Source organism: Microbacterium pumilum (assembly GCF_039530225.1).
GTDB lineage: Bacteria > Actinomycetota > Actinomycetes > Actinomycetales > Microbacteriaceae > Microbacterium > Microbacterium pumilum.
The window spans coordinates 515,311-540,671 of sequence record NZ_BAAAOH010000001.1; the positions used below are offsets into that span (position 1 = coordinate 515,311).

Here is a 25,361-nt window from a genome sequence, read left to right on the forward strand (position 1 = left end):
TGGCGCGACCGTTCACGCGATCTGTTGCCGAGACATGCGTTCCTGTGCAAGAATGAAACGATTCATTTCCACCTACCCTCAACGCCGAGGACGCGACCCCAGAGACCATGCGCCGCATCTGCTTCCAGCTTCTGATCAAGCCCGAACTGCTCGACGAGTACGTCGAGCGGCACACTCCCGTCTGGCCGGAGATGCTCGCCGAGATCGCCGCGGCAGGCCGTCACAACTACTCGCTGTTCCTGGGCGAGGGCGGGCGCCTCATCGGCTACTACGAGACCGACGACGATGACGCGGCCCAGGCGTACCTTGCGGCATCCCCCGTCGCCGCACGGTGGGAAGCCCAGATGGGCCGGTATTTCGCCGGTCTCGAGGGCCGCCCCGACCAGGCTGCGACTCCCCTCGCCGAGATCTTCCACCTCGAAGACCAGCTCGCCGCTGCTGCGGCACCATCCCCCGCGATTGACGAAGAAAGCGACCCATCGTGAGCACTCTCTCTCCCGCTGTTCTGCAGACCCTCGAGGGTCAGGCCATCGAGCTCCCCTCGTGGGCGTTCGGTAATTCGGGTACCCGGTTCAAGGTGTTCACGACACCGGGGACGCCGCGGGACCCGTTCGAGAAGATCGCGGATGCTGCACAGGTCAACCGTGTCACGGCTCTCGCACCGAGCGTGGCGTTGCATATCCCGTGGGACAAGGTCGATGACTACGCGGGCCTGCGCGCCTATGCGCAGGATCTCGGTGTGGAGCTCGGCACGATCAACTCGAACACGTTCCAGGACGACGACTACAAGTTCGGCGCCCTCACCCATGAAGACCCGGTGGTGCGGCAGAAGGCGATCGACCACCACCTGGAGTGCATCGACATCATGGACGCCACCGGTTCCCGTGATCTGAAGATCTGGCTCGCCGAGGGCTCCAACTACCCGGGCCAGGCCGACCTGCGCGGACGGCAGGACCGGCTGCACGAGTCGCTCGAGAAGATCTACGCACGGCTCACGGGTGAGCAGCGCCTGGTGCTGGAGTACAAGTTCTTCGAGCCGTCGTTCTACCACACCGACGTCCCGGACTGGGGAACGTCGTATGTGCAGGTCGCCGCGCTCGGCGACAAGGCGATGGTGTGCCTGGACACCGGCCACCACGCCCCCGGGACGAACATCGAGTTCATCGTGATGCAGCTGCTGCGCCTCGGCAAGCTGGGCTCGTTCGACTTCAACTCCCGGTTCTACGCCGACGACGACCTCATCGTGGGTGCCGCCGACCCGTTCCAGCTGTTCCGGATCCTGTTCGAGGTGATCCGCGGCGGCGGCCTGAACAACCCGGACGTGGCGTTCATGCTCGACCAGTGCCACAACGTCGAGAAGAAGATCCCCGGCCAGATCCGCTCCGTCCTCAACGTGCAGGAGATGACCGCCCGCGCCCTCATCGTCGACCAGGACGCCCTGCGCGCAGCGCAGGTCTCCGGTGACGTGCTGGCCGCGAACGCGGTGCTGATGGACGCGTTCTACACCGACATCCGCCCCGCCCTCGCCGAATGGCGCGAGACCCGCGGCCTGCCCGCCGACCCGATGGCCGCGTTCGCCGCATCCGGCTACCAGGAGAAGATCGAAGCCGACCGCGTCGGCGGCGTCCAAGCCGGCTGGGGAGCCTGACCACCATGGCGGCAGCGGAGAACCGAACGCTCGACGGGCCGCACGGGCCCCTCGTCGTGCGGGTCTACGCGCCCGAAGCACCCGCCGGCCCCGGGCTGGTGTGGCTGCACGGCGGCGGATTCGCCGCCGGCGACCTCGACATGCCCGAGGCGGACTGGGTCTCGAAGCAATTCGCGAACCGGGGAATCACGGTCGTCTCGGTCGACTACCAGCGCGCACCGCTGCCGCTCGAGTGGGCAGCGGCGCTGGGCGTCGAGCCTGTGGCGGGCGCGCACTACCCCGTCGCCTCGGAAGAGGTCGCCTTCGCGTTCGCGTGGGCGGCGGAATCCGGCCTCGCGTCCGGTCCGTGGGCTCTCGGCGGCGCGAGCGCCGGCGGGAACCTTGCGGCGGGCGCCGCGCTGCGGCTGGTCCACGCCGGAGGCGAGGTCCCCGCGCTCGCCGTTCTCGCCTACCCGACCCTGCACGCCGTGCAGGAGGAGCCGGATGCCGCGCTCCGCGCCGCGCTCGATGCAGACCCCGAGGCCGACCAGTTCAGTCCCGCGGCCGTGCGTGGCATGTACGAGAACTACCTCGGCGGCTCGACGGACGGGGCGGAGATCTTCGCCGTCCCCGGCTCCGCGACTGCTGACGACGTCGCCGGGTTCCCGCCGACCATCATGATCAACGACGAGGTCGACGAGCTGAGGGTGTCCGGCGAAGCGTTCGCGGCGTCGCTGCGCGGCGCCGGTGTCGACGTCCATGCCCACACCGAACCGGGGACCCGACACGGTCACCTCAACGACCCCGAAAAGCCCGCCGCCGCGGCATCCGTCGACCGCTTCGCGACCCGAATCCTGACCCTGAAAAGGAAGACCACATGACGAATCCGACTGCTGCCGAGTTGATTGCCCGATCGAATCGCCTGGGCGCTGATCCGAAGAACACGAACTACGCAGGTGGTAATACGTCCGCGAAGGGGACCGAGACCGATCCGGTGACGGGCGAGCCCGTCGAGCTGCTGTGGGTGAAGGGCTCGGGCGGTGACCTGGGAACGTTGAAGGAGTCGGGTCTCGCAGTGCTGCGTCTGGACCGGTTCCGTTCGCTCGTGAACGTCTACCCCGGCGTCGACCGGGAGGACGAGATGGTGGCCGCGTTCGACTACTGCCTGCACGGCAAGGGCGGGGCGGCACCGTCGATCGACACCGCGATGCACGGACTCGTGGATGCCGCGCACGTCGATCACCTGCACCCGGACTCGGGCATCGCGATCGCGACGTCCAAGGACGGCGCGAAGCTGACGAAGAAGATCTTCGGGGACAAGGTGGTGTGGGTGCCGTGGCGGCGCCCCGGGTTCCAGCTCGGCCTGGACATCGCGGCGATCAAGGCGAAGAACCCCGCCGCGATCGGCTGCATCCTCGGCGGGCACGGCATCACCGCGTGGGGAGACACGTCGGAGGAGGCGGAGGCGAACTCGTTGTGGATCATTCAGACCGGCCAGACGTACATCGACGAGCACGGCAAGGCACTGCCCTTCGGCAAGCAGCGCAAGAAGTTCGCGCCGCTCGAAGCCGACGAGCGGCGCGTGAAGGCCGCCGCCCTCGCGGCGACGATCCGTGGCATCGCGTCGCAGGACAAGCCGATGGTGGGTCACTTCACCGACGACCCCCGGGTGTTGGAGTTCCTCGCGTCGGCGAAGGCCCCGAAGCTCGCCGCGCTGGGCACCTCCTGCCCGGACCATTTCCTGCGCACCAAGGTCAAGCCGCTGCTGCTCGACCTGCCGTCCGAGGCCCCCGTCGACAAGCAGATCGCTAGGTTGAAGGAACTGCACGAGGCGTACCGCGCGGACTACACCGCCTACTACGACAAGCACGCTTCGACAGGCTCAGCGACCGAACCTGCATCCCCCGCGATCCGCGGCGCCGACCCGCTCATCGTGCTGGTGCCCGGTGTGGGCATGTTCTCGTATGGGGCGAACAAGCAGACCGCCCGCGTCGCGGGGGAGTTCTACCTGAACGCGATCAACGTGATGCGCGGCGCCGAGGCGCTGTCGACCTACACCCCGATCTCGGATGCGGAGAAGTTCAACATCGAGTACTGGGCGCTGGAAGAGGCGAAGCTGCAGCGGATGCCGAAACCGAAGACCCACCAGGGCCGTATCGCGTTCGTCACCGGCGCGGCATCCGGAATCGGCAAGGCCATCGCCACCCGTCTCGCGGCGGAAGGCGCCTGCGTCGTGGTCGCCGACCTCGACCTCGCCAAAGCACAAGCCGCCGCCGCGGAACTCGGCGGCACGGATGTCGCGATCGGCGTCGCCGCGAACGTCGCCGACGCCGACGGGGTGCAGGCCGCGATCGACGCCACCCTGCTCGCATTCGGCGGCATCGACCTCGTCGTCAACAACGCCGGCCTGTCGCTGTCGAAACCTTTGCTGGAGACCACCGAGAAGGACTGGGACCTGCAGCACGACGTCATGGCGAAGGGCTCGTTCCTGGTCTCGAAGGCCGCCGCGAAAGCGCTCATCGAACAGGGACTCGGCGGCGACGTCATCTACATCTCGTCGAAGAACTCCGTGTTCGCCGGCCCGAACAACATCGCCTACTCCGCCACCAAGGCCGACCAAGCCCATCAGGTGCGCCTGCTCGCGGTCGAGCTCGGCGAATACGGGGTGCGGGTCAACGGCATCAACCCCGACGGCGTCGTCCGCGGCTCCGGCATCTTCGCCGCCGGCTGGGGCGCCAACCGCGCCGCGACCTACGGCGTCGAAGAGAAGGACCTCGGCAAGTACTACGCGCAACGCACCATCCTCAAACGCGAAGTCGTCCCCGAAAACGTCGCCGACGCCGTCTACGTCCTCACCGGCCCCGAGCTCACCCGCACCACCGGCCTGCACATCCCCGTCGACTCCGGCGTCGCCGCCGCCTTCCTGCGATGACCGGCGGCGCCGTCGCCGCCGTCGACCTCGGCGCCACCAGCGGACGCGTCATGCTCGGGCGCGTGAGCGACGGGATGGTGTCGCTCGAGCCGGTCGCGCGCTTCCCGAACGGTCCGGTCGAGGGCGCCGATGGGCTGCACTGGGACTTCTCGGCTCTCTACGGGCATATTCTCTCCGGACTCCGGGATGCCGTGGCTCGCGAGCCCGCGCTCGCGAGCATCGGCATCGACTCGTGGGCGGTCGACTACGGCCTGGTGGCCGAGGGACACCTCGTCGGCGAGCCATTCCACTACCGCGACGAGCGCACCCTCCGCGGAGCCGAAGCGGTCCACGCCATCGTGCCGTTCGAGCAGCTCTACCGCCGCAACGGCCTGCAGTTCCTCGCGTTCAACACGCTCTACCAGTACGTCACAGAGCAGGGCCTGGACGACATCGACGTCGCGCTCCTCATCCCCGACCTCGTGTCGTTCCTGCTGACCGGAACCCAGGGCGCCGAACGCACGAACGCATCGACCACCGGGCTCGTCGACGTGCAGACCGGCCAGTGGGACCTCGAACTGGCCCGACGCCTGGGTGTCCCGGCATCCGTCCTCCCGCCGCTCGTCGATCCTGGGGCGCACCTCGGTCGCCTGCGGGGCGAGGCCGCGGCCGCTGTCGGCGCCGACCTCGAGGTCATCGCCGTCGGTTCGCACGACACCGCGTCGGCCATCGTCGCCGTGCCGCTCAGCTCCCCGAACGCCGCGTACATCTCGTGCGGCACGTGGGGGCTCGTCGGCGTCGAACTCGACACCCCGGTCGTGAGCGATGCGGCACGTGAGGCGAACTTCACCAACGAGGGCGGCGTCGACGGCCGCGTGCGGTTCCTGCACAACGTGACGGGTCTGTGGCTGCTCAGCGAGTCGGTGCGCGCGTGGGAGGCCGAGGACGGCGAGAGCATCGACCTCCCGTCGCTGCTGGCGGACGCGGCATCCGTCGGCCACGACGTGCCATTGTTCGACGCGAACGATCCGCGTCTTGCTGCTCCCGGCGACATGCCCGCTCGCATCGCGGCTGTGCTGAGGGATGCCGGTGCCGCTGCGCCGACGAGCCGCCCGGCCTTCGCGCGCAGCATCGTGGAGAGCATCGCCGCCGCCTTCGCCGGTGCGGTGCACACGGCCGGCCGCCTGACCGATCGAGAGATCGACGTGATCCACATCGTCGGCGGCGGGACGCTGAACCGCCTGCTCTGCCAGGCGACTGCCGACCGCTCGGGCCTGACCGTGCTCGCCGGTCCGGTCGAGGCGACCGCGCTCGGGAACGTGCTGGTGCAGGCTCGCGCGCTGGGATGGTTCGGGGCGGATGCCGCTCTCGAGACCCTCCGAGAGGCTGTGGTGGCGGCGTTCCCGCCGGAACGATTCGAGCCGGCCCAGCGCCCCTGATCGCTCAGACCCCCGCTGTCAACGCCCTGCCGAGGTCGGTCCCGCGGGCCTACCGTGTCGGTATGACAGACAAGCGAACTGAGGGCGAGAACACGACTCCGGATGAAGCAGCGCCCACCGGAGGCGATGAGGTCACCGAAGAGCAGCTCGAGGCCGACAACCCGGCGGAAGAGGACACCCTCAAGATGCTGGATCCCGACGCCGCACCGGGCTGAGCCGCGCAGGTATCAGTCGACGGTCCGCGGCCCTCTTTCCCACCATGAACAGCAAAATCAAACTCGTCCTGTCGGTCGTGGGGTACATCCTCGGTGCCGCCGCCGGAGTCACCGCCATCGTGGTCGGTGCGATGCAGTCCGAGGCGGGCTACATCGTCATCGGTATCGCGTTCCTCGCTGCGGTCGTCGTCGCGTTCATCGCCGGCGCGACCGCATCCCCGCGCGGTTCGGTGTCGGGCCCGAAGTACGGGGCCAAGTTCACTCCGCCCGATTGGGCGTGGTGGGTCGCCGTCGGGATCATCGTCGTCGGCATGGTCATCGGCGGAATCCTGCTCGCGCTCTGAACACTGGCGCCACCGGCGCGGAGTGGACAGACTGAACGCATGGACGGCCTGCGCCGCTGGGCTCTCTGGGTCGCCGTCGTGGCGATCCTGCTCGCGCTGCTCGCGTGCATCGGCGCCGGGATCATCATCTCGCCGCCGCCGCTGGGTGACCGGATCCAGTCGCTGCAGCAGGACTCGTCCGCGGCTCCCTCCGAGCTCGACCAGGACGACATCGAGGACCTCAGCGCGGACGATTTCGGCGAGAGCGCGGATGACCCGCCGGGTCTTGCCATCCCCTACCTCGCCCTGCCGAACGGACTGCTGCTCATCATCGTGGGCCTGATGGCCCTGCCGCTGCTGATCGGCAATCGGATGATCCCACTGATAGGCGGGATCGTGAGCGTGCTCGGCGGGCTCGTCGCCGTGATCGCCGGCATCATCATGGCGATCATCGCGTTCGTCGCCCTCCTCGTGATGGTCTCGCTCTTCCTCGCGGTGCCGTTCGGCACGCTCGCGTACCTCGCGATCTTCGGGTTCTTCGATATCTGGGCATCCGCCGCGCTGCTCGGGCTCATCATGTTCCTGCAGCTCGCGGCGATCGTATTCCTGATCGTCGCCCAGCAGAGCATCCTCGGCAACAAGCGCCTCGTGTTCTGGCTGCTGCTGACCGTGCTCCTGACATTCGTCGTGATGATCCTGCACTCGATCGTGCCGATCATCCTCGTCAGCATCACGGATGCGCTGGGCGCGCTCATCATCGCGATCGTCGGCGCCATCTGGGGGCTCCTGATGCTCATCGGCGGGATCATCTCGCTCATCAAGCAGCTGAACCTCGGGCGTCAGGGGGGCGGCCCTCTCCGCGAGCGCGAAGCGACCGAGTCGGCGACGGCAGCAGCCGTGCGCGAGCGCGAAGCGAGCCGACCTGCGACGATGACGTCTCCCGGCTCGACGCCCGGCGCCGGTACCGCACCGGCGCCTGGTTAGCCCTCGGGCTCGACGACGACCACCGTGCACGTGGCGATCAGGACGCACTGGATCGTCATGGTCGTGTCGTCGTCATAGATCGGGACCGGCTGAGGATCCGAGCACGACAGCGCGGACGCCTTGACCGTCTGGGCCGGATACTCCTTGCCCTCGGTCCGAACGATCACGGTCGCCGGGTCCGGAGCGCACAGGGTGATCTGCGCAGGATCGGGGAGCGGGATGGCGCAGCCGGCCGCTCCGACGACGAACCCGGGAATGGTCGCATCGGCGCAGTCGGCGTCGGCGACATCCGCGAAGTCGAGGCTCGGACGCGGGACCAGCCAGCCCAGTCCGCCGCCGACTCCGCCCTGAGCCTGGTCTGACTCACCCTCCGGCCGCAGCGACCCGTAGAACAGCACGAGCACCACGGCGACCACGATCGCGACGAGCACGACGATCATGACCTTCACGCGGGCGGCTCCTCGGGCTCGGGCGGAGGGGGCGCGGGCGCGGGGACAGGTGCGGGGGCGGTCGCCGGAGCGGGCCCCGGAGCGGCCGCCGGGGGCCTGGCGATCACCACGGTGGGCGCATCACCGTCGACGGTGGCCGCGGGCGCGACGACGGCCGGGGTCGGGGACTCGGGCTCAGGACCCGCCGGCGGCTCCGCCTCCGGCGCGCCGGTGAGGACGGGCGCAGGTTCACTCCCCGGGAAGGACGGCTCAGGCGGTGCGGCGGGTCCGCCGACCGGCAGCGTGGGTGCGACGGGGGCCTCCTCGGGGACCGGCTCGGGCGGGGACGTCTCGGGCCCGTTCTCGAACACGACCTCGGCCGTCACGTGCGCCGGCTTCTCCTGCTGGACGATCCGCTGCACGAGCATCTGGTGGACGACGGCCTCCTTCGGCAGCCTCACGACCACGTGGAACGGACGGATGCGGCCCGCGGCGTCCGGCACCTCCTCGTCGATCCGAACGCCGCTCACCCCGGTCGCCCACTCGAGGGCATCGCGCAGTCCCTGGGCGGTGCCGCGGATGCGCGACAGATGCGCGGCTCCCGCCACGACCTGGCGCAGCCGTCCGACACCCGAATCGAAGCCGCCGGATGTGTCATCCAACCACCGCGCAAGATCGACCCATCGCGCGAGGAACGGCACGAAGCGGTCGGGCGTGAGCTGCGGGTCGAAGTAGTCCGGCAGCTGGGCGAGCACCTCCTCGACCGGATCCTGCAGCTGCGCCATGACCTCGAGGAGGGTCGCGATCGGCGTACCGGCGACGATCGTGCGCTGGTAGACCTCGGGCAGCAGCCTCGCGATGCGTTCAGCCTGCATCGTCGTATGCCACCGTGATCTCGTGGGAGCCCGGTGCGAACAGCCAGTTCGGCGGCAGCGACACCTCGTCACCGAACGCGGCGGGCGAGGCGAGACGCCACGTGCGCCCGTCCGCGCTGCGGAAGACGCCATCCGGTCCGCCGCACAGCGCGAGCGGCGGGCTCGCGTCGTTCGAGGCCACGGTGAAGAGCGCCTGGAATGTGCCGTTCTGGCGCAGCGGCAGTCCGCAGTCCCGCGTGGGGGTGCGCCAGCTGCCGCCGTCCTGCCGCGGGTTGGCGACCGCGACGCCGGCCCGCTCGGTCGCGGCCAGAACCGTCTCGCCGATGAACGCGATGTCGCGGCAGCTTCCGCCGGTCCATTTCGCGCCAGCCGGCTCCCAGCCCTTCGCATCGAGCTGCACGCCGAGTACTTCGACGCGCGATACTCCCGCGCCCTCCTCCTCGCCCGTGGCATATGCCCCCGCGTACAGGTAGCGCCGGTTCGCGATCTCGAGGGTGCGCAGCACCCTGATGTCCTGGTTCTTGAGACCGGTGTTGACGAATGTGCCGGGGCGGCCCTCGGCGAAAGAGACGTACACACCCTTGAGCTCCTGGGCTGCCGCTGCGACGCACAGCGCGCCCGACGGGTCGACCGAGGTCGAGACGGCGTAGAAGCCCATCGCGGCATCCTCCGCCACCACGAGGATGCGGTCGCCCACGGCGTCGCCCTGCAGCGGCTGCCGGAACAGGCCGGCATCGGTCGCGAGGAAGGCGTGGGGCGCGCCGTCGATCAGTGCGAGAGCGACCTCTTCGACGTGCGAGTCGAACTCGCGGATGCGCGCCCACGTCTCGCCGTAGTCCATCGACGCGTGCACCACGCTCGACTCGGTCTCGCCGACGCGAGCGGTCGCCACCACACAGCCCGGAGCCTCCCGGAGCACAGCGAGGCGTTCCACCGACTCGCCCTCGAAGCGCGCGACGGCGACCCATCCGGTCGAGTCGTCGACGGTACGGAAGATCTGCTCGCCGCTCGCCGAGAACCAGGTCTTGCGCTGATTCGGATCCCGGACGATCGACGGAACGACGCGAGGCACGTCCTCGACGATGAGCGTGACATCCGAGACGTAGCGCACACCGCGCTCGGCCTGCAGGACGTCGTACACCTTCGCGACCCGCAGGTGTTCGCCGAACGGCCAACCCGTCTCGGTGCCCACCGGCACCGGCGAGAGCACCCGGTCCAGCCGCTCGCGCAGGCGGCGTTCGATCGCCACACGATCCTCGGCACGGTGCACCACCACGGACGCGCGCACGAGGGTGCCCTTCAATCCCACCCATGAGACCCCCACGCGCGCACCGATCGGCTGGCGCGAATGAAGGGCTTCGGCGAGCCGCTCGAGCACATTCGGGCTCATCGAGGCGGCCAGCGCATCGGCACTCACGTCGCCGCCGTCGCTCGACGGCACGACATACACCTGCACCTCACCCGGCGTGGCCCCCACCCACGCATCGGCGCGCGTCACGGCACGGGCGCGCGAGACCCCGCCGCTCGCGGCCACCGCGAACTGCTCGTAATCCCGCGCCGTCACCACGCGGTCGAGCGTATGGATCGACTGCGGCCCGCGGACCATGGCGTTCTCGAGGGTCTCGCGGTCGCGCCCACCGGTCGCCGCTGCGGGATTCGTCACGGAGACACCCGGCACCGCATCCTTCAACGTCGTGAGCGTGCCGGCAGCGACGTTGCCCTTCGCCCCGCCGCCGTGGCGGTACCAGGCCACGATGCGCCTGCCCGGACCCGGAACCTCGGCGAGCGCCACGGCTTGCGCGGTCAGTCCGCCCGCGGCGGCATCGGCGATCTGAGCGGCCGGGGCGAACATGATCACGCCCTCGGCGCGGTCCACGGTGTACAGGTGTGCCTCGGTCTCGGGACCGGGCGGTGCGCCGAAGTGCTCGGCCTCGGTCCAGATCCGGTACGTGATGCCGCCGGACTCACGGGCGGGCTCGCGATTCTCCAGCTCCCCGGGCTCGGCCTGCACACCGATCACGAGATCGAACACGTCGCCCGTGGGCAGCGAGATGGGCGGATGGGCGACCCGCAGCAGCTGGCCGGGCTTTCCCGTCCCGTTGCCGAGGTGTTCGCCGTCCACGACCTCTCCCGCGTACGCGCGGACGGTCGCCGTCTGCTGTCCCACGGCGATGCGGGCGTCATCCGCCGTCGCGAAGACCGGAGAGTCGGCATCCGATCGCGCCGTCGCGACGCGGCTGCCACGCGGCACGATCACCTCGCTCGTCGCGGGCGCCGACAGCGAGAAGACGAGATCGACGGATGCCGCGGCCGGCGGCATGACACGCACCCCGATGAGTTCGAGGAACTGCACGAACGCCTTCTCGGGGATGCGGTTGACCCGGTAGAGCAGTGTGTCGGTCAGGTACGCGAAGACCTCGAGCAGCGTCACACCGGGATCGCTGGGCGACAGGTCCGTCCACTCCGGACTGCGCGCGGCGATGAGCGCTTTTGCGTCGGCGACGAGCCGGTCGAAGTCACGGTCGTCGAGGTTCGGGATCGGGAGCGGCACGGTCAGGCACCCCCTTGCAGTGCGACGTCGGCGATCAGCCGGTCGGCCGGCCCGCCGAGGCGTGGACGGTAGTCGAGAATCACCTGGAGGCGGTCGGGCGCGTCGGGGACCGGCCCCGCATCGATCGCGAGGATGATGACACGCGGCTCGAACCGCTCGACGGCGCGGCCGACGTAATACCTGGCAAGGCCCGCCGCGGTGGCATCGTTCGGCGAGAAGATGAGGCGGGCGAGATCGCAGCCGTAGTCGGGTCGCATGATCCGCTCGCCGGGGCGGGTCGACAGCAGCAGCATGAGCGCCTGACGGATCGCGTCGGCATCGCGGACGAGCTCGATACTCCCGTTCGGACCGACGGACAGCCCGCTGAGGCCGTCATCGAGGTCGGGATGACCGAACCGCCACCCGATCCAGGTGGGCGGTGTGCGTCTCGTCGGCACCTGGATCGTCATGGCGCCTCCGTCACGAGCGTCTGTCCGGGATGATCTACTCGGTACTTGACCTGCCCCTGCGGCGTTCCGTCGGTGAGGCCGGCGAGGTCGGCGCGCACGATCGGCTTGCCGGCGATCGTCACGAACCCCGACTCGCCTCGCTGCAGATTCACGGTCGTGGTGCACGGCTTGATTCCGACGCTCAGGTTCGGGCATCCGCCGATCGGTCGACCGACAGGATCGTGGTCGGTCAATACGGGCTGACCCGAGACGAAGACGAAGTCCTCGGGAGCGATGAGATCCAGCTTGCCGAGCTTGTGCTCGCAGCGGATGTCGGCATCCAGGGTCACCCAGTACCACATCAGGCCTGCTCCAGTTCGATGCGATCGGCCTGCAGCCGCATGAGGTGACCGGGAGCCTCGAGGACGAGGTCTCCCTCGGCGTGCACGACGATCCCCGTCTCGGTGAGCTCGACCCGGCTTCCGGTCTGATTGCCGATCACGAGGCTGTCGCCGTCGGCGCTCATGCGCAGCGACTGGCCGGTCGGGAGCCGCAGTCCGTACACGCCGACCGCGCCATCGACGACGCCGACGCCGGGCTCACCGCCATCGTTCGTGCGCAGCCCGCCCAGCACCACGCCCCGACCGGGGTCGCGGGAGTCGTGCGCGACGACGACCTGGTCGCCCACATCCGGCTGCAATGCGAGCCCCTTGCTCTCCCCTGCGCCGAGCGCGATCACCGGAAGCCACTCCGACTCCAGCCCGTCGTAGGCGGAGAGCGCGACGCGCACGCGTCCTCGTCCATCAGGATCGTCGATCCGCAGGACCTCTCCGATCGTGATGGCGGATGCCTCACGCCCGGGCGAATCGTCGAGCCGGCGCAGCAGGCGCAGGTGGTCCGGCGTCGTGGTCGTGACCGTGCACGTGTACCCGCCGAACGAGTCGATGACGTGGTCCGCGGTGAGAAGGACGAACGACCCTGACGCGCCGGAGGTGAGCCCCTCGATGATGAGCGTGGTTCCGGGCTCGAGGGCCGGATCACCCTCGATGACCGCCCGCAGCGACCGTCCGGCGGCGCGGTCATCGCCCGCGAGTCCGCGGGCCAGCGCGTCGAGGTGGGCGGCACCGGCTGTCATCGCCCCGCCGAGGATGCCTTCCGCCGCCCCGGGAGCGGTGGATTCGCCATCCGCCGATCCCGTCGCCACATCGCCGGTCACGGGGTCCCACCCCATGACGCGCCAGCCCGACCGGTTCGCCAGCGAACTCGACGTCACGGTCGCGTGCAGCAGGGTCTCGCCGTAGACGACCGTGACCTCGTCGCCCGCGCCCTCGTCGCTGAAGAGCTCGAGAGTGCTCCCGGACGGGTCGACCCGCCACCACAGCCCCGCGCGGCGGGTGATGGCCGTCACAAGATCGAGAGCGGACCGGCCGTCCTGCACGAGCCTCGGCATGCGAGGCCCTTCCTCGGATGCGTCGACGTCCAATCCCGCGGTCGACGCCAGTTCCCGCACGAGCTCTGCCACCGACACGTCCACGAAGACCCTCAGCTGCGAATCGGCCCGCATCCGGTGGGCGGCGTCCTGGCAGCGAGCCGTGACGAGCAACGTGCCGTCGGCACCGAATGACTCCTCGACCGAGACGATCTCTCCCGTGAAGAGTGCATCCGAGAAGCCCTCGACGGATGCCTCGACCGACGCCCCGAGAGCCAGGATGCCCTCGAGCGCATCTGCGTCCGCGGGATCCTCGAACGTGAGCGCGCACGCCGTCGGCGCACTTGCCTCCCGTCGCACCCGGATGCCCGCGAGCAGGGCGACGTCCACGGCGTCGAGCTCGTCGCCGTCGACGCGCAGTGTCACGCCCGGAACCCGATGCGGTCCCAGGGCAACGGTGGCGGCATCGGTCATCGCGTCGCTCCCGTCGGCAGATCCTCCGGGGCGGGGGGGATGATGAGATCGCGGCCGGCCTCGGGCCAGATGACGTCGTCGAGCACGTTGACGTCCGCGATCCACCGCCACAGCGCCGAGCGGCCGCCGAAATAGCGGGCCGCGATCTCGGGGAGGGTCTCTCCCCCCGCAGCCGGCCCTTCATCCGACGACGAACCCGCTCCGATGACCACGTGGATCGCCGCGGGTGCGGCAGCCGCGATCGCCGCGGCCTCGGCATCCGGGATCGTGACAGGGACGGGCGTCTCGGGCGCGGGAGGATTCGGGTCGGGTACTCGGACCAGACGCATGCTGAGCCAGGACCGACTGGGCGTGCCGCTCGCGTCGAACCGTTCGAATCGCTCCGCGAGCGACTCGACGACGGCCAGCACGTTCATCTCCTTGCCGTAGACGACCCGGACCTCCGGAACGCCCCGGCCGCCCTTGTCCGAGTTCTCGGCCAGCTGCCACAGCGGTCTGGTGTGATCGCGGACGTCGCGGCGCGGCGGCACGACCGCGGTGGAGAGCGGGATGTCCGTGCCGCTCTCGATGGGAAGCGGCGTCTCCGTGCCGGGCTCGGCGATCTCGACGTCGCCGGGCTGGAGTGTGCCGACATCCGACCCGCTCGGCTCAGCCGCCACCGGCTCAGCCGCCACCGGCTCGGTCTGAACAGGCGCAGGCGGAGGGACGATCGGCGGCGGAAGGAGGTCGAGGTCGAAGAGCAGCTGAAGCTCCAGCTCGGTGCGGCCGCCGCCGGTGTGCAGCAGGGGAGAGTCGGAGCGCGCCGGACCTGCGACGACACCCGCGCCGGTGCGGCGGGGTGCGAGGCCCGCGACGCGGCGCTGCACGATGTGCTCCGGGTTGAGCATGCATGTGATCCGCTCGCCGTCAGGCAGGAGGAAGGCCACCCGCTCCATCAGGTGCTCCGCTGTTCGTCGATGAGCACATCAGCAGGCGATGCGCCCTCCCATGCGAGCGTTCCGCCCGAGTCCATCGGCGGTGCGCTCCATGTCGAAGGAGGCAGCTCCGGCCACGGCGCCGGCCTCGTGAGGTCGCCCCTCGAGATCCGCACCGCCGGTGCGATCGACGCGGGCCCCGGCGTGCGAGACCGGGGGGCCTGCTCGATCCGGTCCCGCGACGGGGCGACGGAAGCCGCAGGACGGGGCTGCGCCGGCCAGGACGGCTCGTGCGTGTGTTGACGGGCGGTCGCTGCCACCTGGGGCGCCGGGGTCGTCGCCGCGAGCGGCGAATCCCGGACCGGCCGCGACGCGACGGCGATTCGCGGCGGTGAGGAGTCGGGTGAGGGGACGAGCGATGGCACGGGCGACGGCGGTGTGAGGCCGGCATGGTCCGGCCGCGCAGCCTGCACGTCCTGCTTCGCGCCGCTTGTGCGGCGGTCGTCGAAGTGTTCCTGACCGGTCTTCGCCGCGCGGCTGCCGACGTCCGCTGTCGCACCCGATTCGGCGAGTCCCGCCACGGTCGGCGTTCGCGGGCCCTTCGGATCGGCGGCGCGCGGCGGCTTCGGGTTCGACTCGCTGGGAGTCGCACTTGCGGCGTCGACGCCACGACGGCCGTCCTCCGATGCCTCCCGGTCGGAGACGTGGCGCGATCGCCGGCGGAATGAGATGCGCGACGGCCGCGCGGGCCGACCTGCGGGCAGCTCGGCGGCGGTGGGCTTCCCGCGCGCCGGTCGCCGGCGGCGCCGGGGTGGCTCGGATGCGGCCGACGAACCTCGGCCGGCCGCTGGGGACTCCTGCGTCTGCGGAGCGCGAGTCGCGGCGGTGGCCTCTGCCGTCGGCCACGGCGGCAGCGCGCCATCGCCGCCCGGCCAGCCCGGTTCCGGTGCGTCGCCCGTCAGATCGAACGAGAACCACTCCGGATCCTGCGCGGCGACATACGCGGCGATCCCCGGATCGACGCCCGCGAGTCGCGGGTCCTTCGGCAGCACCGGCGCCCGCTCGCTCCCGAGCGAGCGCAGTCCCTCGGCGGCGAGCTCGAGACCGTCGGCGACACGGTCGAAGGCGGTCTGAGCGGCGGCGACCAGTGTCTTCCAGAGACCCGGGCGACGCCCATCAGGCATTGGCCGAACCCACCCTCTCGATGCCCTCGTACTTCAGCCCGAACTCGTGGATGTAGACGTCGCGGGCGGTCGCCTGGAGGCGGGCACCCGCGAAGCTCACCGGAAACGACCCGGCAAGATCCCACTGCACGACCGGTGTCGTACCGCGTGAGTCCAGCAGGATGATGGAGACCGCGAGTCGCCGGATCTCGCCCCGGAGCGTGGCTGCGAACCAATCCCACAGCTCCGTCTGGCGGGTCAGCCCCTGCCGCAGGTACAGCGTCTCGTAGCTGGCAAGGGTGGGGATGTGGTGCACCACCTGCGACTGACCTGCCTCGCGATACTCGACGGTGTCGATCGTCACCCGCGGACCCGAGCACTCGGTGAAGTGCCCGACGGCGAGCTTGCCGATCACCAGCTTGAAGTTGCTCGCTCCGAACGGTGCCTCGAACAGAGGCTGGGCCGCAGCCGGGGCCGGCGGCGTCGTGGGAGCAGCGGATGCGTCGCTCACTATGCTTCCTCTCCGCCGGCGCTGCCGGCCACGTATTGGCTGACCTTGAAGACGATGAACTCAGCCGGTTTGACCGGTGCCATGCCCACGAGTGCCGTCAAGATGCCCGCGTCGATGTTCTCCGGCGGGTTGGTCTCGGCGTCGCACTTGACGAAGAACGCCTCGCGTTCGGTCGCGCCGAACAGTGCGCCGTCGCTCCACAGCCGACGGAGGAACGCGATGACGTCCCGTCGGAGCAGGTTCCAGAGCGTTCGGTCGTTGGGCTCGAACACCACCCAGTTGGTGCCCTGCTGGATCGACTCCTCGGCGAAGGCGAAGAGCCGGCGCACCGGCAGGTACTTCCATGGGCTGGCGCTGCCCGCCCTGGTCCTGGCGCCCCAGATCCTGATGCCACCGTTGATCATGCGAATCGCATTGATGCCCGAGCTGTTCAGCAGTCCCTGCTCGCTGGAGGTCAGCGCGTACTCGAGGCCGACCGCGCCGCGCACGATCTCGTTGGCCGGGGCCTTGTGCACGCCGCGACTGCCGTCGACGCGCGCCCACACGCCGGCGACATGGCCGGACGGGGGGGCGAGCACGAGCTTGCCGGTGACCGGGTCGACGATCCAGATGTACGGGCCGTACTGCGCCGCCCAGTCCGTCTCGCGTGACGCGTTGCCCTCCTCGGTCGGTGCGCCGGGGGCGCCGCGTCGGGCGGGCGACGCCGGCGGCGGTGCCTCCGCGCCCTCGGCATCGGACGCGCCCTCGGCGTCGGATGCCGCTCCGTCGGCCGACGAGCCGGACGAGCCGGACGAGCTCGATGAGGTCGGGCCTGTCACCGTCGCCGGCCTCGTCAGCGTGTTCAGGTCGGTGATCCCCTGCGGGAAGTCGAGCACGGCGACGCGGTCCTGCATGCTCTCGCAGTGGCTGATGACCGCTTCGAGCGACACGGCATCCGTCTCGCCCGGCGCCGCGACGATGGCGATCTCGTCGATCGTTCCGAACTTGTCGATGCCCGGTTGGGACGACGTTCCGGCGACAGAGCCGTTCTTGCCGATGTTCAGCACGTAGCAGCGCTGACCGCCGTTGAGGAAGAACCCGTGCACGGCGAGCGTGAGGTCCGAGCTCGGCCCTTCGCCGCCGAAGATGGTCCGGTACTGCGTCCAGTTGTTGACCGCCAAGGGGACGCCGACGGGAGCCTCGAGATTGTCGGCCCGCCCTATGAATGCCGCGACGTTCGTGCCGACCCCTTCGATCGGTCGGGTGCCCTCCATGACTTCTTCTACGTAGACGCCCGGAGTGAGGTATTGGGGCATGTGTCGTCCTGTCCTTTCTCAGTGTCGGTCAGACGGATTCAGGTATGGGGAGAGCGAGGTCCCCGAGGTCGCCGCCGGCTCGCTCGAGCGGCGCATCGACGGTGAATGTGCGCGCCACACCGCGGGCACGGACGCTCAGACTGAGCGGACCGCCCTCGACGGTGGCGACGGGGAGGCGGAACCGGCCGCGGTGATCGGACATCACCCACGCACCGGAATCGGCGAAGGCGATGCGTGCGGAGGCGAGCGGTCGACCGTCGGATGCCACGACCCTGCCGACGACGACGTGCATGTTGGCCGGCATGACGTGCAGCGGCTCCCTGACGAGCGGTGCCGTCGGACGTTCCACGATGCGCTGCACCGGCACGCGCAGGATGAAGGCGGGCGCGGGTGCGCGGTCGAGGGCTCGCCAGAGGTCGAGGCTCGGGCCTGCCGCATCCATCGGCCAGTCGGTGTCGGATGTCGCCGACAGCGCGAGCCCGCTGGTGACCCCGGCGGCGTCGAACATGGCGAGCCCCACTGTCGTCACCAGCAGGCCGAGCGTGAGTTCGGCGCTGCTGATGTATCGCCGATCCGGCCCCGCCGGGCCCGCGAGCTCGAGGTGGAGCGGGCGGAGCAGCACGGCGCCGTCTCCGGTGTGCTCCTCGTCGAAGTCGTGGACCACCGGGAGCTTCGTGACGTCGGTCGCCCACGCGCTCACCGGTTCGATGGCACGGGCGAAGTCCTCGGCGGGCTCAGGGTTCCGTGCCATATGCCCACAGCTCCATCGGTGGCGCGAAGGAGATACAGTCCCGGAGGCCCGGCGCCGCCGACCTCGCAGGCGCGCGGAACCGTGCGGTCTCGCGGACCTTGGCAAGCCGCGGGATGAGACCGATCGTGAGGGACCACACGCGCTGTAAGAGTGCCGACACCGCGTGCGTGATACCGACGATCCGAAGGAGGATCGGTCCGAGGAGGCGGGCCTGCGCCGCGAACGGTGTGCCCACCGCCAGTGCGGCCGACGCGGCAGGGGTCAGGATGGTCCGGACGACGGGTTTTCCCATGGTGGCCTAGCTCGTCCCGCCCGCGCGGATTCGCGCGGCGGCGTCCGTCGCCGCCGCGACAGTCGGCAAGCGGCACGAGTCATGGACCCACTCGCGGCGCCGCGCCCCCCTGGTCGCCACGGCCACACGGTAGCAGTCGCCGTGCGGGCGCACCAGGGGCGTCGTGGGCCGGCGTCAGCCACGCTCCCACGTGGTGAACGAGACCGGGAACCCGTCCCCGGTGATGGGGCCGATGGACATCACGGACCAGCGCTGCTGATCGGTCAGCTTCACGCAGACGAACGTCTCCCGGTCCGGAAGGAGAGTGATGTTCTGGGCATCGATGTCGTCGTATGCGGTGGCGGCTTCACACGCCGCGAACGTCGGCTCGTCGACGACGGCGAGACGCGGCGGACCCTGCCCGACGACGCCCAGCTCGCCCGAGCCGCCGCCCTGATAGAAGTACACATCCACTCCGTCGGTCGGCGTGGTGGTCGAGCGACTCTCGTCGAGGTCGAAGTACATGTTCGGCGTGGCGAGGAACAGGTCGGACAGGAATACCGGCGGCTCCTCCGCCGCCGTCTCGGTGGGAGTGGGGTCTGGTCGGGTGAGATTCCAGATCAGGATGCCGCCACCCACCAGCAGCAGCAGGGCGACCGCCGCCACGATCACGATCCACCAGGGGAACCTGCGCTTCGTCGGCGCCGGCACCTGGAACGTCACCGTCGGACCCGACACCACCTGATCCGGCGCCTCTTCGAGTGCCGCACCGACCGCGAATGAAGAGGGGCCGGCCGGAGCCTGCTCGGGGACTTTCAGTGCGACATCCACCGTCGCACTGCCGGCCACCGGGAGCGCCCGCTCCGACTCACCCACGACCTGGAACCAGGACGCATCCGCGCCCGCGCCCGGCAGCACCAGCATCCGCGCCCGCACCGGGCGCCCCGTCACGTTCGACACGGTGAACGAGCCCGATCCCGAGCGCGTGGAATCCAACGACACGGTCGACGGACCCGCCACTGCAAACGGAGGCCCCTGAGCCGCCTCAGGTCCTACCGGACCGAAACCATCACCGCCAGACATGGCCACACGGTATCAGCGACCCGAGACGCCGTGACAGACCGAACGCTATTCCCAGACCGTCGCCTTGACCTCTCGGCTCTGATCGGGCTGCGTCGGGCCGAATTCGAGCACCCCCGCGTGCCCTTCGCTGGTGAACACGCAGACGAAGGTGCCGTCGTCGGCCTCGGGGACCTCGACGAACTGCTGGAGGAATACGTCCCGGCACTGCTCGAAGGTCGGCGCAGGGATGAAGGCCACTCCTCGCATGTTGCCGAACACGGTGGTCGGTCGCCCGGCGGGAACCGCGGGTGAGAGGTCGGCATCGGAGAGCTGGATGTCGGTCACGCCGTCGAGGTCCAGGTCGACGTCACGGGTGGCGGTGTCGAACAGGAACGTCTCCGACCGCAGGACCGCGGGTCCCGTGTCGGTCGGACTGGGCTGCGGGTTCGGGCGGGTGAGGTTCCAGATCAGGATGCCGCCACCCACGAGCAGCAGCAGCGCCACCGCGGCGACGATCACGATCCACCAGGGGAACCTGCGCTTCGTGGCCCCCGGCACCTGGAACACCACCGTCGGACCCGAAACCACCTGATCAGGTGCCTCTTCCAGCGCCGCGCCGACGGCGAACGAGAAAGACCCTGCTGGCGCCTTCTCCGCCACCTTGATCGCGACATCCACCGTCGCCGTGCCTGCCAACGGCAGCGCACGCTCCGACTCCCCCGTCACCTGGAACCACGATGCATCCGCACCCTCGCCAGGCAGCACGAGCACGCGCGCCCGCACCGCACGTCCGGTCACGTTCGACACGGTGAACGACCCAGACCCCGTCCGCGCGGCATCCAACGACACGGTCGTGGGTCCCGCCACCGAGAACGGCGGTCCCTCCGCTGCGACAGGTCCTGCTGGACCGAAACCCTCACCGCCCGACATGGGCACACGGTATCAGCGACGCCCCTCTCGGTGAACCGTTATCAAGGACCCACTTGCTCGAAGAACCAATCGTTCGTGATCACCAGGTCGTCCTTCTGGATCCACCCGATGCATGTCAGGAGTTCCGGCGGATGCAGGGTCGTGATTCCCACCACGCTGCCGATGGGCGCCTGCTCGAAGCCGTCGGGACTCTGGTCCACCACGTCCGGATCGCACTCCCCGATCTCGTCGGACGTGGTGCGGACGACCTGGAATCCGGCCGCCGAGAGCAGGGACACCGCCTGGCTGTAGGGCAAGGTCTCGACGGGCGGCACCTCTGCGGTCGTGGGGGGCGCCGCGACCACCGGATCCGTCATGGCAGAGGATGCCGACGCATTGGGGAGGTCGGAGAGGTCGTCAGGGCCGTCCTCGCCGAACGTCTCGGGATCGACTCGCACGGCGGTCTCGACGACGCGGATCCGCATGCCGACCACATCCGCACCCACGACGTACGTCGGGCCGCGTGCACTCGCGGCGTCCTCGCCGGTGCCGACGATGATATCGGCGCACTCTGCGTCGTCCTCGTCGGTGGCGGCATCCGGACACGCTTGCCAGGTGTGCACGAGCACCGAGTCGTCAGGATCCCAGACGCCGGGAGCGACGGCGAGTTCCGCCCCGACCTGCACCGTGCCCGAGACCGTGGGCGCCTGGCTCATCGTCGGGGCAGCGGGGGTTCGCATCAGCAGCCAGATCGTGATGCCGCCGCCGATGAGCAGCAGCAGCGCGACCGCTGCGACGATCACGATCCACCACGGGAACTTGCGCTTCTTGGGCTCCGGAACCTGGAACGCCACGGTGGGACCGGACACCACCTGATCGGGCGCCTCCTCCAGTGCGGCTCCGACCGCGAACGAGAATGCGCCCGCCGGTGCCTTCTCCGCCACTTTCACCGTGACATCCACCGTCGCCGTGCCGGCGACCGGCAGTGACCGCTCCGACTCCCCCACCACCTGGAACCACGACGCATCGGCGCCCGCACTCGGCACCACCATCACACGGGCTCGCACCGGGCGACCGGTCACGTTCGACACGGTGAACGACCCGGACCCCGCTCGTGCGCCATCCAGGGCGACGGTGGACGGACCCGCAACGGCGAACGGTGGACCACCGACCACCGCGGGATCCACCGGACCGAAATCGCCGCCCGACGACATGGCCACACCGTACCGCAGGCGGCACGCTCGGACCAGGGCTTCGTGCTACTCGACGGTGACGGATGCTGTTCCGCAGCGGCACCACCCCGCCGGTCGCGCGAGGCTCACGCCTCGCGTGTGATGGTCACCTTCACGTGGAGGTGGCTCTTGAAGGGCCCGGCGTACACGCCGCGCAGCGGCGGCACATCGCCGTAATCCCGCCCGCGGCCGACGAGCACGTGACGGTCGCCGATCTCGATGTTGTTCGTGGGATCGAAGCCCTGCCACTCGCCGGCGAACCATTCGATCCAGGCGTGGGATTCGCCGGTGACCGGCTCACCGACCTCGGCGCTCGGCCGTGGATGCAGATAGCCCGAGACGTAGCGCGCCGGAATGCCGACTTCGCGCAGCGCTCCGAGCGTGACGTGGGCGATGTCCTGGCAGACGCCCTTGCGGGCTTCCCATGCCTCGTGAGCGGTCGAGTGCACGCCGGTGATCCCGTGCATGTATTCGACGGCATCGCCCACGGCGATCGCGATCGCATGCGCGGCCCGCCCGGGATGATCGTGGTCGGCGGCGATCGAACGAGCGAGGTCGGCCACCTCCGGATGCGGCCGCGTGCGGTGCGTCTGCGTCATCTGCTCGACGGTCTCGATCGATCGCGACGACTCGCGCGCAAGCATGTGCCACGAGACGTCGACGTGCTCGAGCGGACGCGGCCGCACCTCGACGAGGGACCGCGCCGTGATGGTCAGCGCCCCGTGAGGTGACAGAACATCGAACGCGGCGACGCGCGTGCCGAAGTAGTCGACGTACTGGTTGACGGATGTCGAGGGCTCGATGTCGAGCGACGAGTTGAGCACGAACTGGCTGTCGGTCGAACCCGGCAGCATCCGCGCTTCGTTGTACGAAGCCGTCACGTCGCCTTGATAGCTGAACCCGGTCTGGTGCTCGATGCGCAGGCGCTTCATGAGATCTCCCCGATCCAGCTGGGCTCCGCCTGCGCGGGGAAGAACCGGTGACGGATCGCCTCGGATGCCTCACGGGTCACCTTCTGCACCCGTTTCATATGCTGCGGGAGCTCGTCCAGGATCTCGCTGACCGGCCGATACTCGAGGTCATTGCGGATCTGGCCGAGCGCACGGAGGACGGTGTTCGAGTGCCCCACGCGATCGGCGCGCGGGTCGATCGCGCTCATGCAGTTCTCGGCCCGCTGGATCGAGTAGATGATCGAGCGCGGGAAGAGCCGGTCGAGCAGCAGGAACTCCGCGGCGTTTCGAGCGCTGGGCATGCCCCGATAGGTCCGCAGGTACGCTTCGTAGGCACCGCACGAACGCAGGATGGTGGTCCACGAGGGGCCCGATGCCTGCGTGAGCGACCTCGTTGCGAGAAGTCGCGCCGTCATGTCGGCGCGCTCGATGCTGCGTCCGAGCGTGAAGAACTGCCACGCCTCATCCCGACTCGTGGACGAGTCGACGATGCCGACCGCGAGCGCCGAGCGCTCGCGCACCCACTGGAAGAACTCGTGCACCTTCTCGGTCTGCAGGCGTCGCGGCATCCTGGCACTCGTCGTGTTGAGTGTCTCCCAGAGCTCGGTCGACACGATCTCGCGGGCTCGCCGGGCATTCTCGCGTGCTGCGGTCAGGGCGTACGCGATGCTCGCGGGGTTCATGCGGTCGACGGCGAGACGCTGCAGCACGTCACCACGGCGAACCACCTCGAGGCCCTGTGGGGGGAACGAGCCCATGACGCTCAGCAGCGAGCGACAGGCCGTGTCTTCGTCGATCCAAGGGTCTTCGAGGAGCAGCTGCAGGTGCACGTCGAGGATGCGCGCGGTGCCGTCGGCGCGCTCGATGTACCGACCGATCCAGAACAGCGACTCTGCGATGCGGCTCAGCATGACGTCACCTCCGCATCCTGCGACTGCTGTTGCTGCTGTTGCTGCTCCTGCTGCTCGATGCGCGACCGGGGCCGATCCTGCGGCGAGTGCGTCGGCTCGGGCTGTCCGTCGTAGATGATCGGGATGGCGGCGGTCACGGTGGCCGCCTGGTCGGCGACGAGTCCGGCCAGACCACTGCCCTGTCCGTATTCGACGTGCGCGGGGGCCGAGCCGCCGATCACCCAGGTGTCCTTCGATCCGCCGCCCTGGCTCGAGTTGACGACGAGCTGGCCCTCCGGCAGGGCGACGCGGGTGAGCCCCCCGGGCAGCACCCAGACGTTCTCGCCGTCGTTCACCGCGAAGGGGCGCAGGTCGGCGTGGCGCGGGCGCATCCCGTCCTCGACGAGGGTCGGGATCGTCGAGAGCATGACGACGGGCTGTGCGATCCAGCCGCGAGGATCGGCGATGAGCCGCTGGCGAAGCTTGTCGAGCTCGGCGGGCGAGGCATCCGGCCCTACGACCAGTCCCTTGCCGCCCGAGCCGTCCACGGGCTTGACCACGAGCTCGGCGAGGCGGTCGAGCACCTCTTCGAGGGCTCCTGCGTCTTCGAGCCGCCAGGTGTCGACGTTCTTGAGGATCGGCTCCTCGGCAAGGTAGTAGCGGATGAGCTCGGGCACATATGTGTAGAGCAGCTTGTCGTCCGCGACGCCGTTGCCGACGGCGTTGGCGATGGTGACATTGCCGAGACGCGCGGCGAGCATCAGACCCGGAGCCCCGAGCATCGAGTCGGCACGGAACTGAAGCGGGTCGAGGAATTCGTCGTCGACGCGGCGATAGATGACGTCGACCCGCTTCGGGCCGCGCGTGGTGCGCATGAAGACCTTGCCGCCGATGCACAGCAGGTCGCGACCTTCGACGAGCTCGACTCCCATCAGCCGCGCGAGCAGCGTGTGCTCGAAGTAGGCGGAGTTGTAGACGCCCGGCGTCAGCACGACGACGTTCGGATCCTCCACCCCGGGCGGCGCCGATGCCCGGAGGGCTGCGAGGAGCTTGTTGGGGTAGTCGCCCACGGGCCGCACCTGCATCGAGACGAACAGCTCGGGAAGCGTCTGGGCCATGACCCGGCGGTTCGAGATGACGTAGCTCACCCCCGAAGGGACTCGCACGTTGTCTTCGAGCACGCGCATCTCACCGTGCTCGTCGCGGATCAGGTCGATGCCCGACACCTGGATGCGAACGCCGTTCGCACTGTGGATGCCGGCGGCCTGGCGGTAGAAGTACTGGGATGACGCGATCAGGCCCGCGGGCAGCACTTCGTCGCGGACGCAATGCTGGTGCCCGTAGGCGTCGTCGAGAAATGCCTCGAGCGCTCGCACCCGCTGCTTGACGCCGGACTCGATCCTCGACCACTCCTCGAAGGCGATCACGCGCGGCACCGCATCCAACGGGAAGGGACGCTCCTCCCCCGCGAAGTCGAACGTCACGCCCTGCGCCAGGTAGGAGCTCGCGAGCGATTCGGTGCGTCCGCGCAACTCCTCTTGAGTCATGCGCGCCAGCGCCTGGTAGAGCTCCCGATAGGCCTCGCGGGATTCCGCTGCCTCGCCAGGGTGAGCCGGGTTGCCGAACATCTCGTCGAATGCCGGAATGCCGCTCGCAGTCTTCCGCGGCGCCAGCGTGGAGCCGTAGCCATCGAAGAGATCGCCCATGGGGATGAGCCTACTGGGGGCTG

At 69.6% G+C, this 25,361-nt stretch carries 25 protein-coding genes; 8 read left to right on the forward strand and 17 right to left on the reverse strand.

Annotated features, from left to right (window positions below; genetic code table 11):
- Positions 1 to 107: 107 nt before the first annotated feature.
- The 8 genes from ABD188_RS02315 (at position 108) to ABD188_RS02350 (ending at position 7,499) form a co-directional block, all read left to right on the forward strand.
- Positions 108 to 485, forward strand: a complete 378-nt coding sequence (locus ABD188_RS02315) for an L-rhamnose mutarotase (RefSeq protein ID WP_344058133.1) — start codon at positions 108 to 110, stop codon at positions 483 to 485.
- Positions 482 to 1,648, forward strand: coding sequence for an L-rhamnose isomerase (rhaI, locus tag ABD188_RS02320; protein ID WP_344058135.1), 1,167 nt, complete (start codon positions 482 to 484; stop codon positions 1,646 to 1,648). Before ABD188_RS02315 ends, rhaI begins: the two co-directional genes overlap by 4 nt.
- A 5-nt stretch (positions 1,649 to 1,653) precedes the next feature.
- Positions 1,654 to 2,508 (forward strand): alpha/beta hydrolase fold domain-containing protein, encoded by an 855-nt coding sequence (locus ABD188_RS02325; protein ID WP_344058138.1) that lies wholly within the window; start codon positions 1,654 to 1,656, stop codon positions 2,506 to 2,508.
- On the forward strand, positions 2,505 to 4,559 hold the full coding sequence (locus ABD188_RS02330; RefSeq protein WP_344058139.1) for a bifunctional aldolase/short-chain dehydrogenase: 2,055 nt from the start codon (positions 2,505 to 2,507) through the stop codon (positions 4,557 to 4,559). Before ABD188_RS02325 ends, ABD188_RS02330 begins: the two co-directional genes overlap by 4 nt.
- The gene (locus tag ABD188_RS02335) at positions 4,556 to 5,977 is read left to right on the forward strand and encodes a rhamnulokinase (protein ID WP_344058141.1); all 1,422 of its coding nucleotides are present in this window, start codon (positions 4,556 to 4,558) and stop codon (positions 5,975 to 5,977) included. Before ABD188_RS02330 ends, ABD188_RS02335 begins: the two co-directional genes overlap by 4 nt.
- Before the next feature lie 62 nt (positions 5,978 to 6,039).
- On the forward strand, positions 6,040 to 6,192 hold the full coding sequence (locus tag ABD188_RS02340; RefSeq protein WP_344058143.1) for a hypothetical protein: 153 nt from the start codon (positions 6,040 to 6,042) through the stop codon (positions 6,190 to 6,192).
- Between the two features lie 44 nt (positions 6,193 to 6,236).
- Positions 6,237 to 6,536 carry a hypothetical protein gene (locus ABD188_RS02345; RefSeq protein ID WP_344058144.1) on the forward strand — a complete coding sequence of 100 codons (300 nt, stop codon included), beginning with the start codon at positions 6,237 to 6,239 and terminating at the stop codon, positions 6,534 to 6,536.
- Between the two features lie 39 nt (positions 6,537 to 6,575).
- Positions 6,576 to 7,499, forward strand: a complete 924-nt coding sequence (locus ABD188_RS02350) for a hypothetical protein (protein WP_344058146.1) — start codon at positions 6,576 to 6,578, stop codon at positions 7,497 to 7,499.
- On the opposite strand, the gene ABD188_RS02355 is transcribed toward ABD188_RS02350, so the two are convergent.
- The 17 genes from ABD188_RS02355 to ABD188_RS02435 all read right to left on the reverse strand — a co-directional run bounded on the left by ABD188_RS02355 (position 7,496) and on the right by ABD188_RS02435 (position 25,338).
- Positions 7,496 to 7,948 carry a hypothetical protein gene (locus tag ABD188_RS02355; protein ID WP_344058148.1) on the reverse strand — a complete coding sequence of 151 codons (453 nt, stop codon included), beginning with the start codon at positions 7,946 to 7,948 and terminating at the stop codon, positions 7,496 to 7,498. The genes ABD188_RS02350 and ABD188_RS02355 overlap by 4 nt on opposite strands.
- The gene (locus tag ABD188_RS02360; protein ID WP_344058150.1) at positions 7,945 to 8,802 is read right to left on the reverse strand and encodes a phage tail protein; all 858 of its coding nucleotides are present in this window, start codon (positions 8,800 to 8,802) and stop codon (positions 7,945 to 7,947) included. Before ABD188_RS02360 ends, ABD188_RS02355 begins: the two co-directional genes overlap by 4 nt.
- Positions 8,792 to 11,353, reverse strand: a complete 2,562-nt coding sequence (locus ABD188_RS02365) for a baseplate J/gp47 family protein (protein ID WP_344058152.1) — start codon at positions 11,351 to 11,353, stop codon at positions 8,792 to 8,794. Before ABD188_RS02365 ends, ABD188_RS02360 begins: the two co-directional genes overlap by 11 nt.
- Positions 11,354 to 11,355: 2 nt before the next feature.
- Complete coding sequence (locus ABD188_RS02370; protein WP_344058154.1) at positions 11,356 to 11,802, reverse strand: GPW/gp25 family protein; 447 nt, start codon at positions 11,800 to 11,802, stop codon at positions 11,356 to 11,358.
- Complete coding sequence (locus ABD188_RS02375) at positions 11,799 to 12,143, reverse strand: hypothetical protein (RefSeq protein WP_344058156.1); 345 nt, start codon at positions 12,141 to 12,143, stop codon at positions 11,799 to 11,801. Before ABD188_RS02375 ends, ABD188_RS02370 begins: the two co-directional genes overlap by 4 nt.
- Positions 12,143 to 13,684 carry a phage baseplate assembly protein V gene (locus tag ABD188_RS02380; RefSeq protein WP_344058158.1) on the reverse strand — a complete coding sequence of 514 codons (1,542 nt, stop codon included), beginning with the start codon at positions 13,682 to 13,684 and terminating at the stop codon, positions 12,143 to 12,145. The genes ABD188_RS02375 and ABD188_RS02380 overlap by 1 nt, the downstream gene beginning before the upstream one ends.
- Positions 13,681 to 14,619, reverse strand: coding sequence for a hypothetical protein (locus ABD188_RS02385; protein ID WP_344058159.1), 939 nt, complete (start codon positions 14,617 to 14,619; stop codon positions 13,681 to 13,683). Before ABD188_RS02385 ends, ABD188_RS02380 begins: the two co-directional genes overlap by 4 nt.
- Positions 14,619 to 15,782, reverse strand: a complete 1,164-nt coding sequence (locus ABD188_RS02390; protein WP_344058161.1) for a hypothetical protein — start codon at positions 15,780 to 15,782, stop codon at positions 14,619 to 14,621. The genes ABD188_RS02385 and ABD188_RS02390 overlap by 1 nt, the downstream gene beginning before the upstream one ends.
- Positions 15,775 to 16,272: a phage tail protein gene (locus tag ABD188_RS02395; RefSeq protein ID WP_344058163.1), complete on the reverse strand. Its 498-nt coding sequence runs from the start codon at positions 16,270 to 16,272 to the stop codon at positions 15,775 to 15,777. Before ABD188_RS02395 ends, ABD188_RS02390 begins: the two co-directional genes overlap by 8 nt.
- Positions 16,272 to 17,567, reverse strand: a complete 1,296-nt coding sequence (locus tag ABD188_RS02400) for a phage tail sheath family protein (RefSeq protein WP_344058164.1) — start codon at positions 17,565 to 17,567, stop codon at positions 16,272 to 16,274. Before ABD188_RS02400 ends, ABD188_RS02395 begins: the two co-directional genes overlap by 1 nt.
- Positions 17,568 to 17,595: 28 nt before the next feature.
- Positions 17,596 to 18,318, reverse strand: a complete 723-nt coding sequence (locus ABD188_RS02405; RefSeq protein WP_344058166.1) for a carboxypeptidase-like regulatory domain-containing protein — start codon at positions 18,316 to 18,318, stop codon at positions 17,596 to 17,598.
- A 466-nt stretch (positions 18,319 to 18,784) separates the two neighbouring features.
- A complete protein-coding gene (locus ABD188_RS02410) occupies positions 18,785 to 19,672 on the reverse strand; it encodes a hypothetical protein (protein WP_344058168.1) in 888 nt (295 codons plus the stop codon).
- Between the two features lie 45 nt (positions 19,673 to 19,717).
- Positions 19,718 to 20,581, reverse strand: coding sequence for a hypothetical protein (locus ABD188_RS02415; RefSeq protein ID WP_344058170.1), 864 nt, complete (start codon positions 20,579 to 20,581; stop codon positions 19,718 to 19,720).
- 41 nt (positions 20,582 to 20,622) lie between these two features.
- Positions 20,623 to 21,774, reverse strand: a complete 1,152-nt coding sequence (locus ABD188_RS02420) for a PASTA domain-containing protein (RefSeq protein ID WP_344058172.1) — start codon at positions 21,772 to 21,774, stop codon at positions 20,623 to 20,625.
- Positions 21,775 to 21,878: 104 nt separating this feature from the next.
- Entirely contained in the window at positions 21,879 to 22,724 is an 846-nt protein-coding gene (locus ABD188_RS02425) for a transglutaminase family protein (RefSeq protein WP_344058174.1), read from the reverse strand.
- The gene (locus ABD188_RS02430) at positions 22,721 to 23,653 is read right to left on the reverse strand and encodes an alpha-E domain-containing protein (RefSeq protein WP_344058175.1); all 933 of its coding nucleotides are present in this window, start codon (positions 23,651 to 23,653) and stop codon (positions 22,721 to 22,723) included. Before ABD188_RS02430 ends, ABD188_RS02425 begins: the two co-directional genes overlap by 4 nt.
- Entirely contained in the window at positions 23,647 to 25,338 is a 1,692-nt protein-coding gene (locus tag ABD188_RS02435; RefSeq protein WP_344058177.1) for a circularly permuted type 2 ATP-grasp protein, read from the reverse strand. The genes ABD188_RS02430 and ABD188_RS02435 overlap by 7 nt, the downstream gene beginning before the upstream one ends.
- Positions 25,339 to 25,361 lie beyond the last annotated feature (23 nt).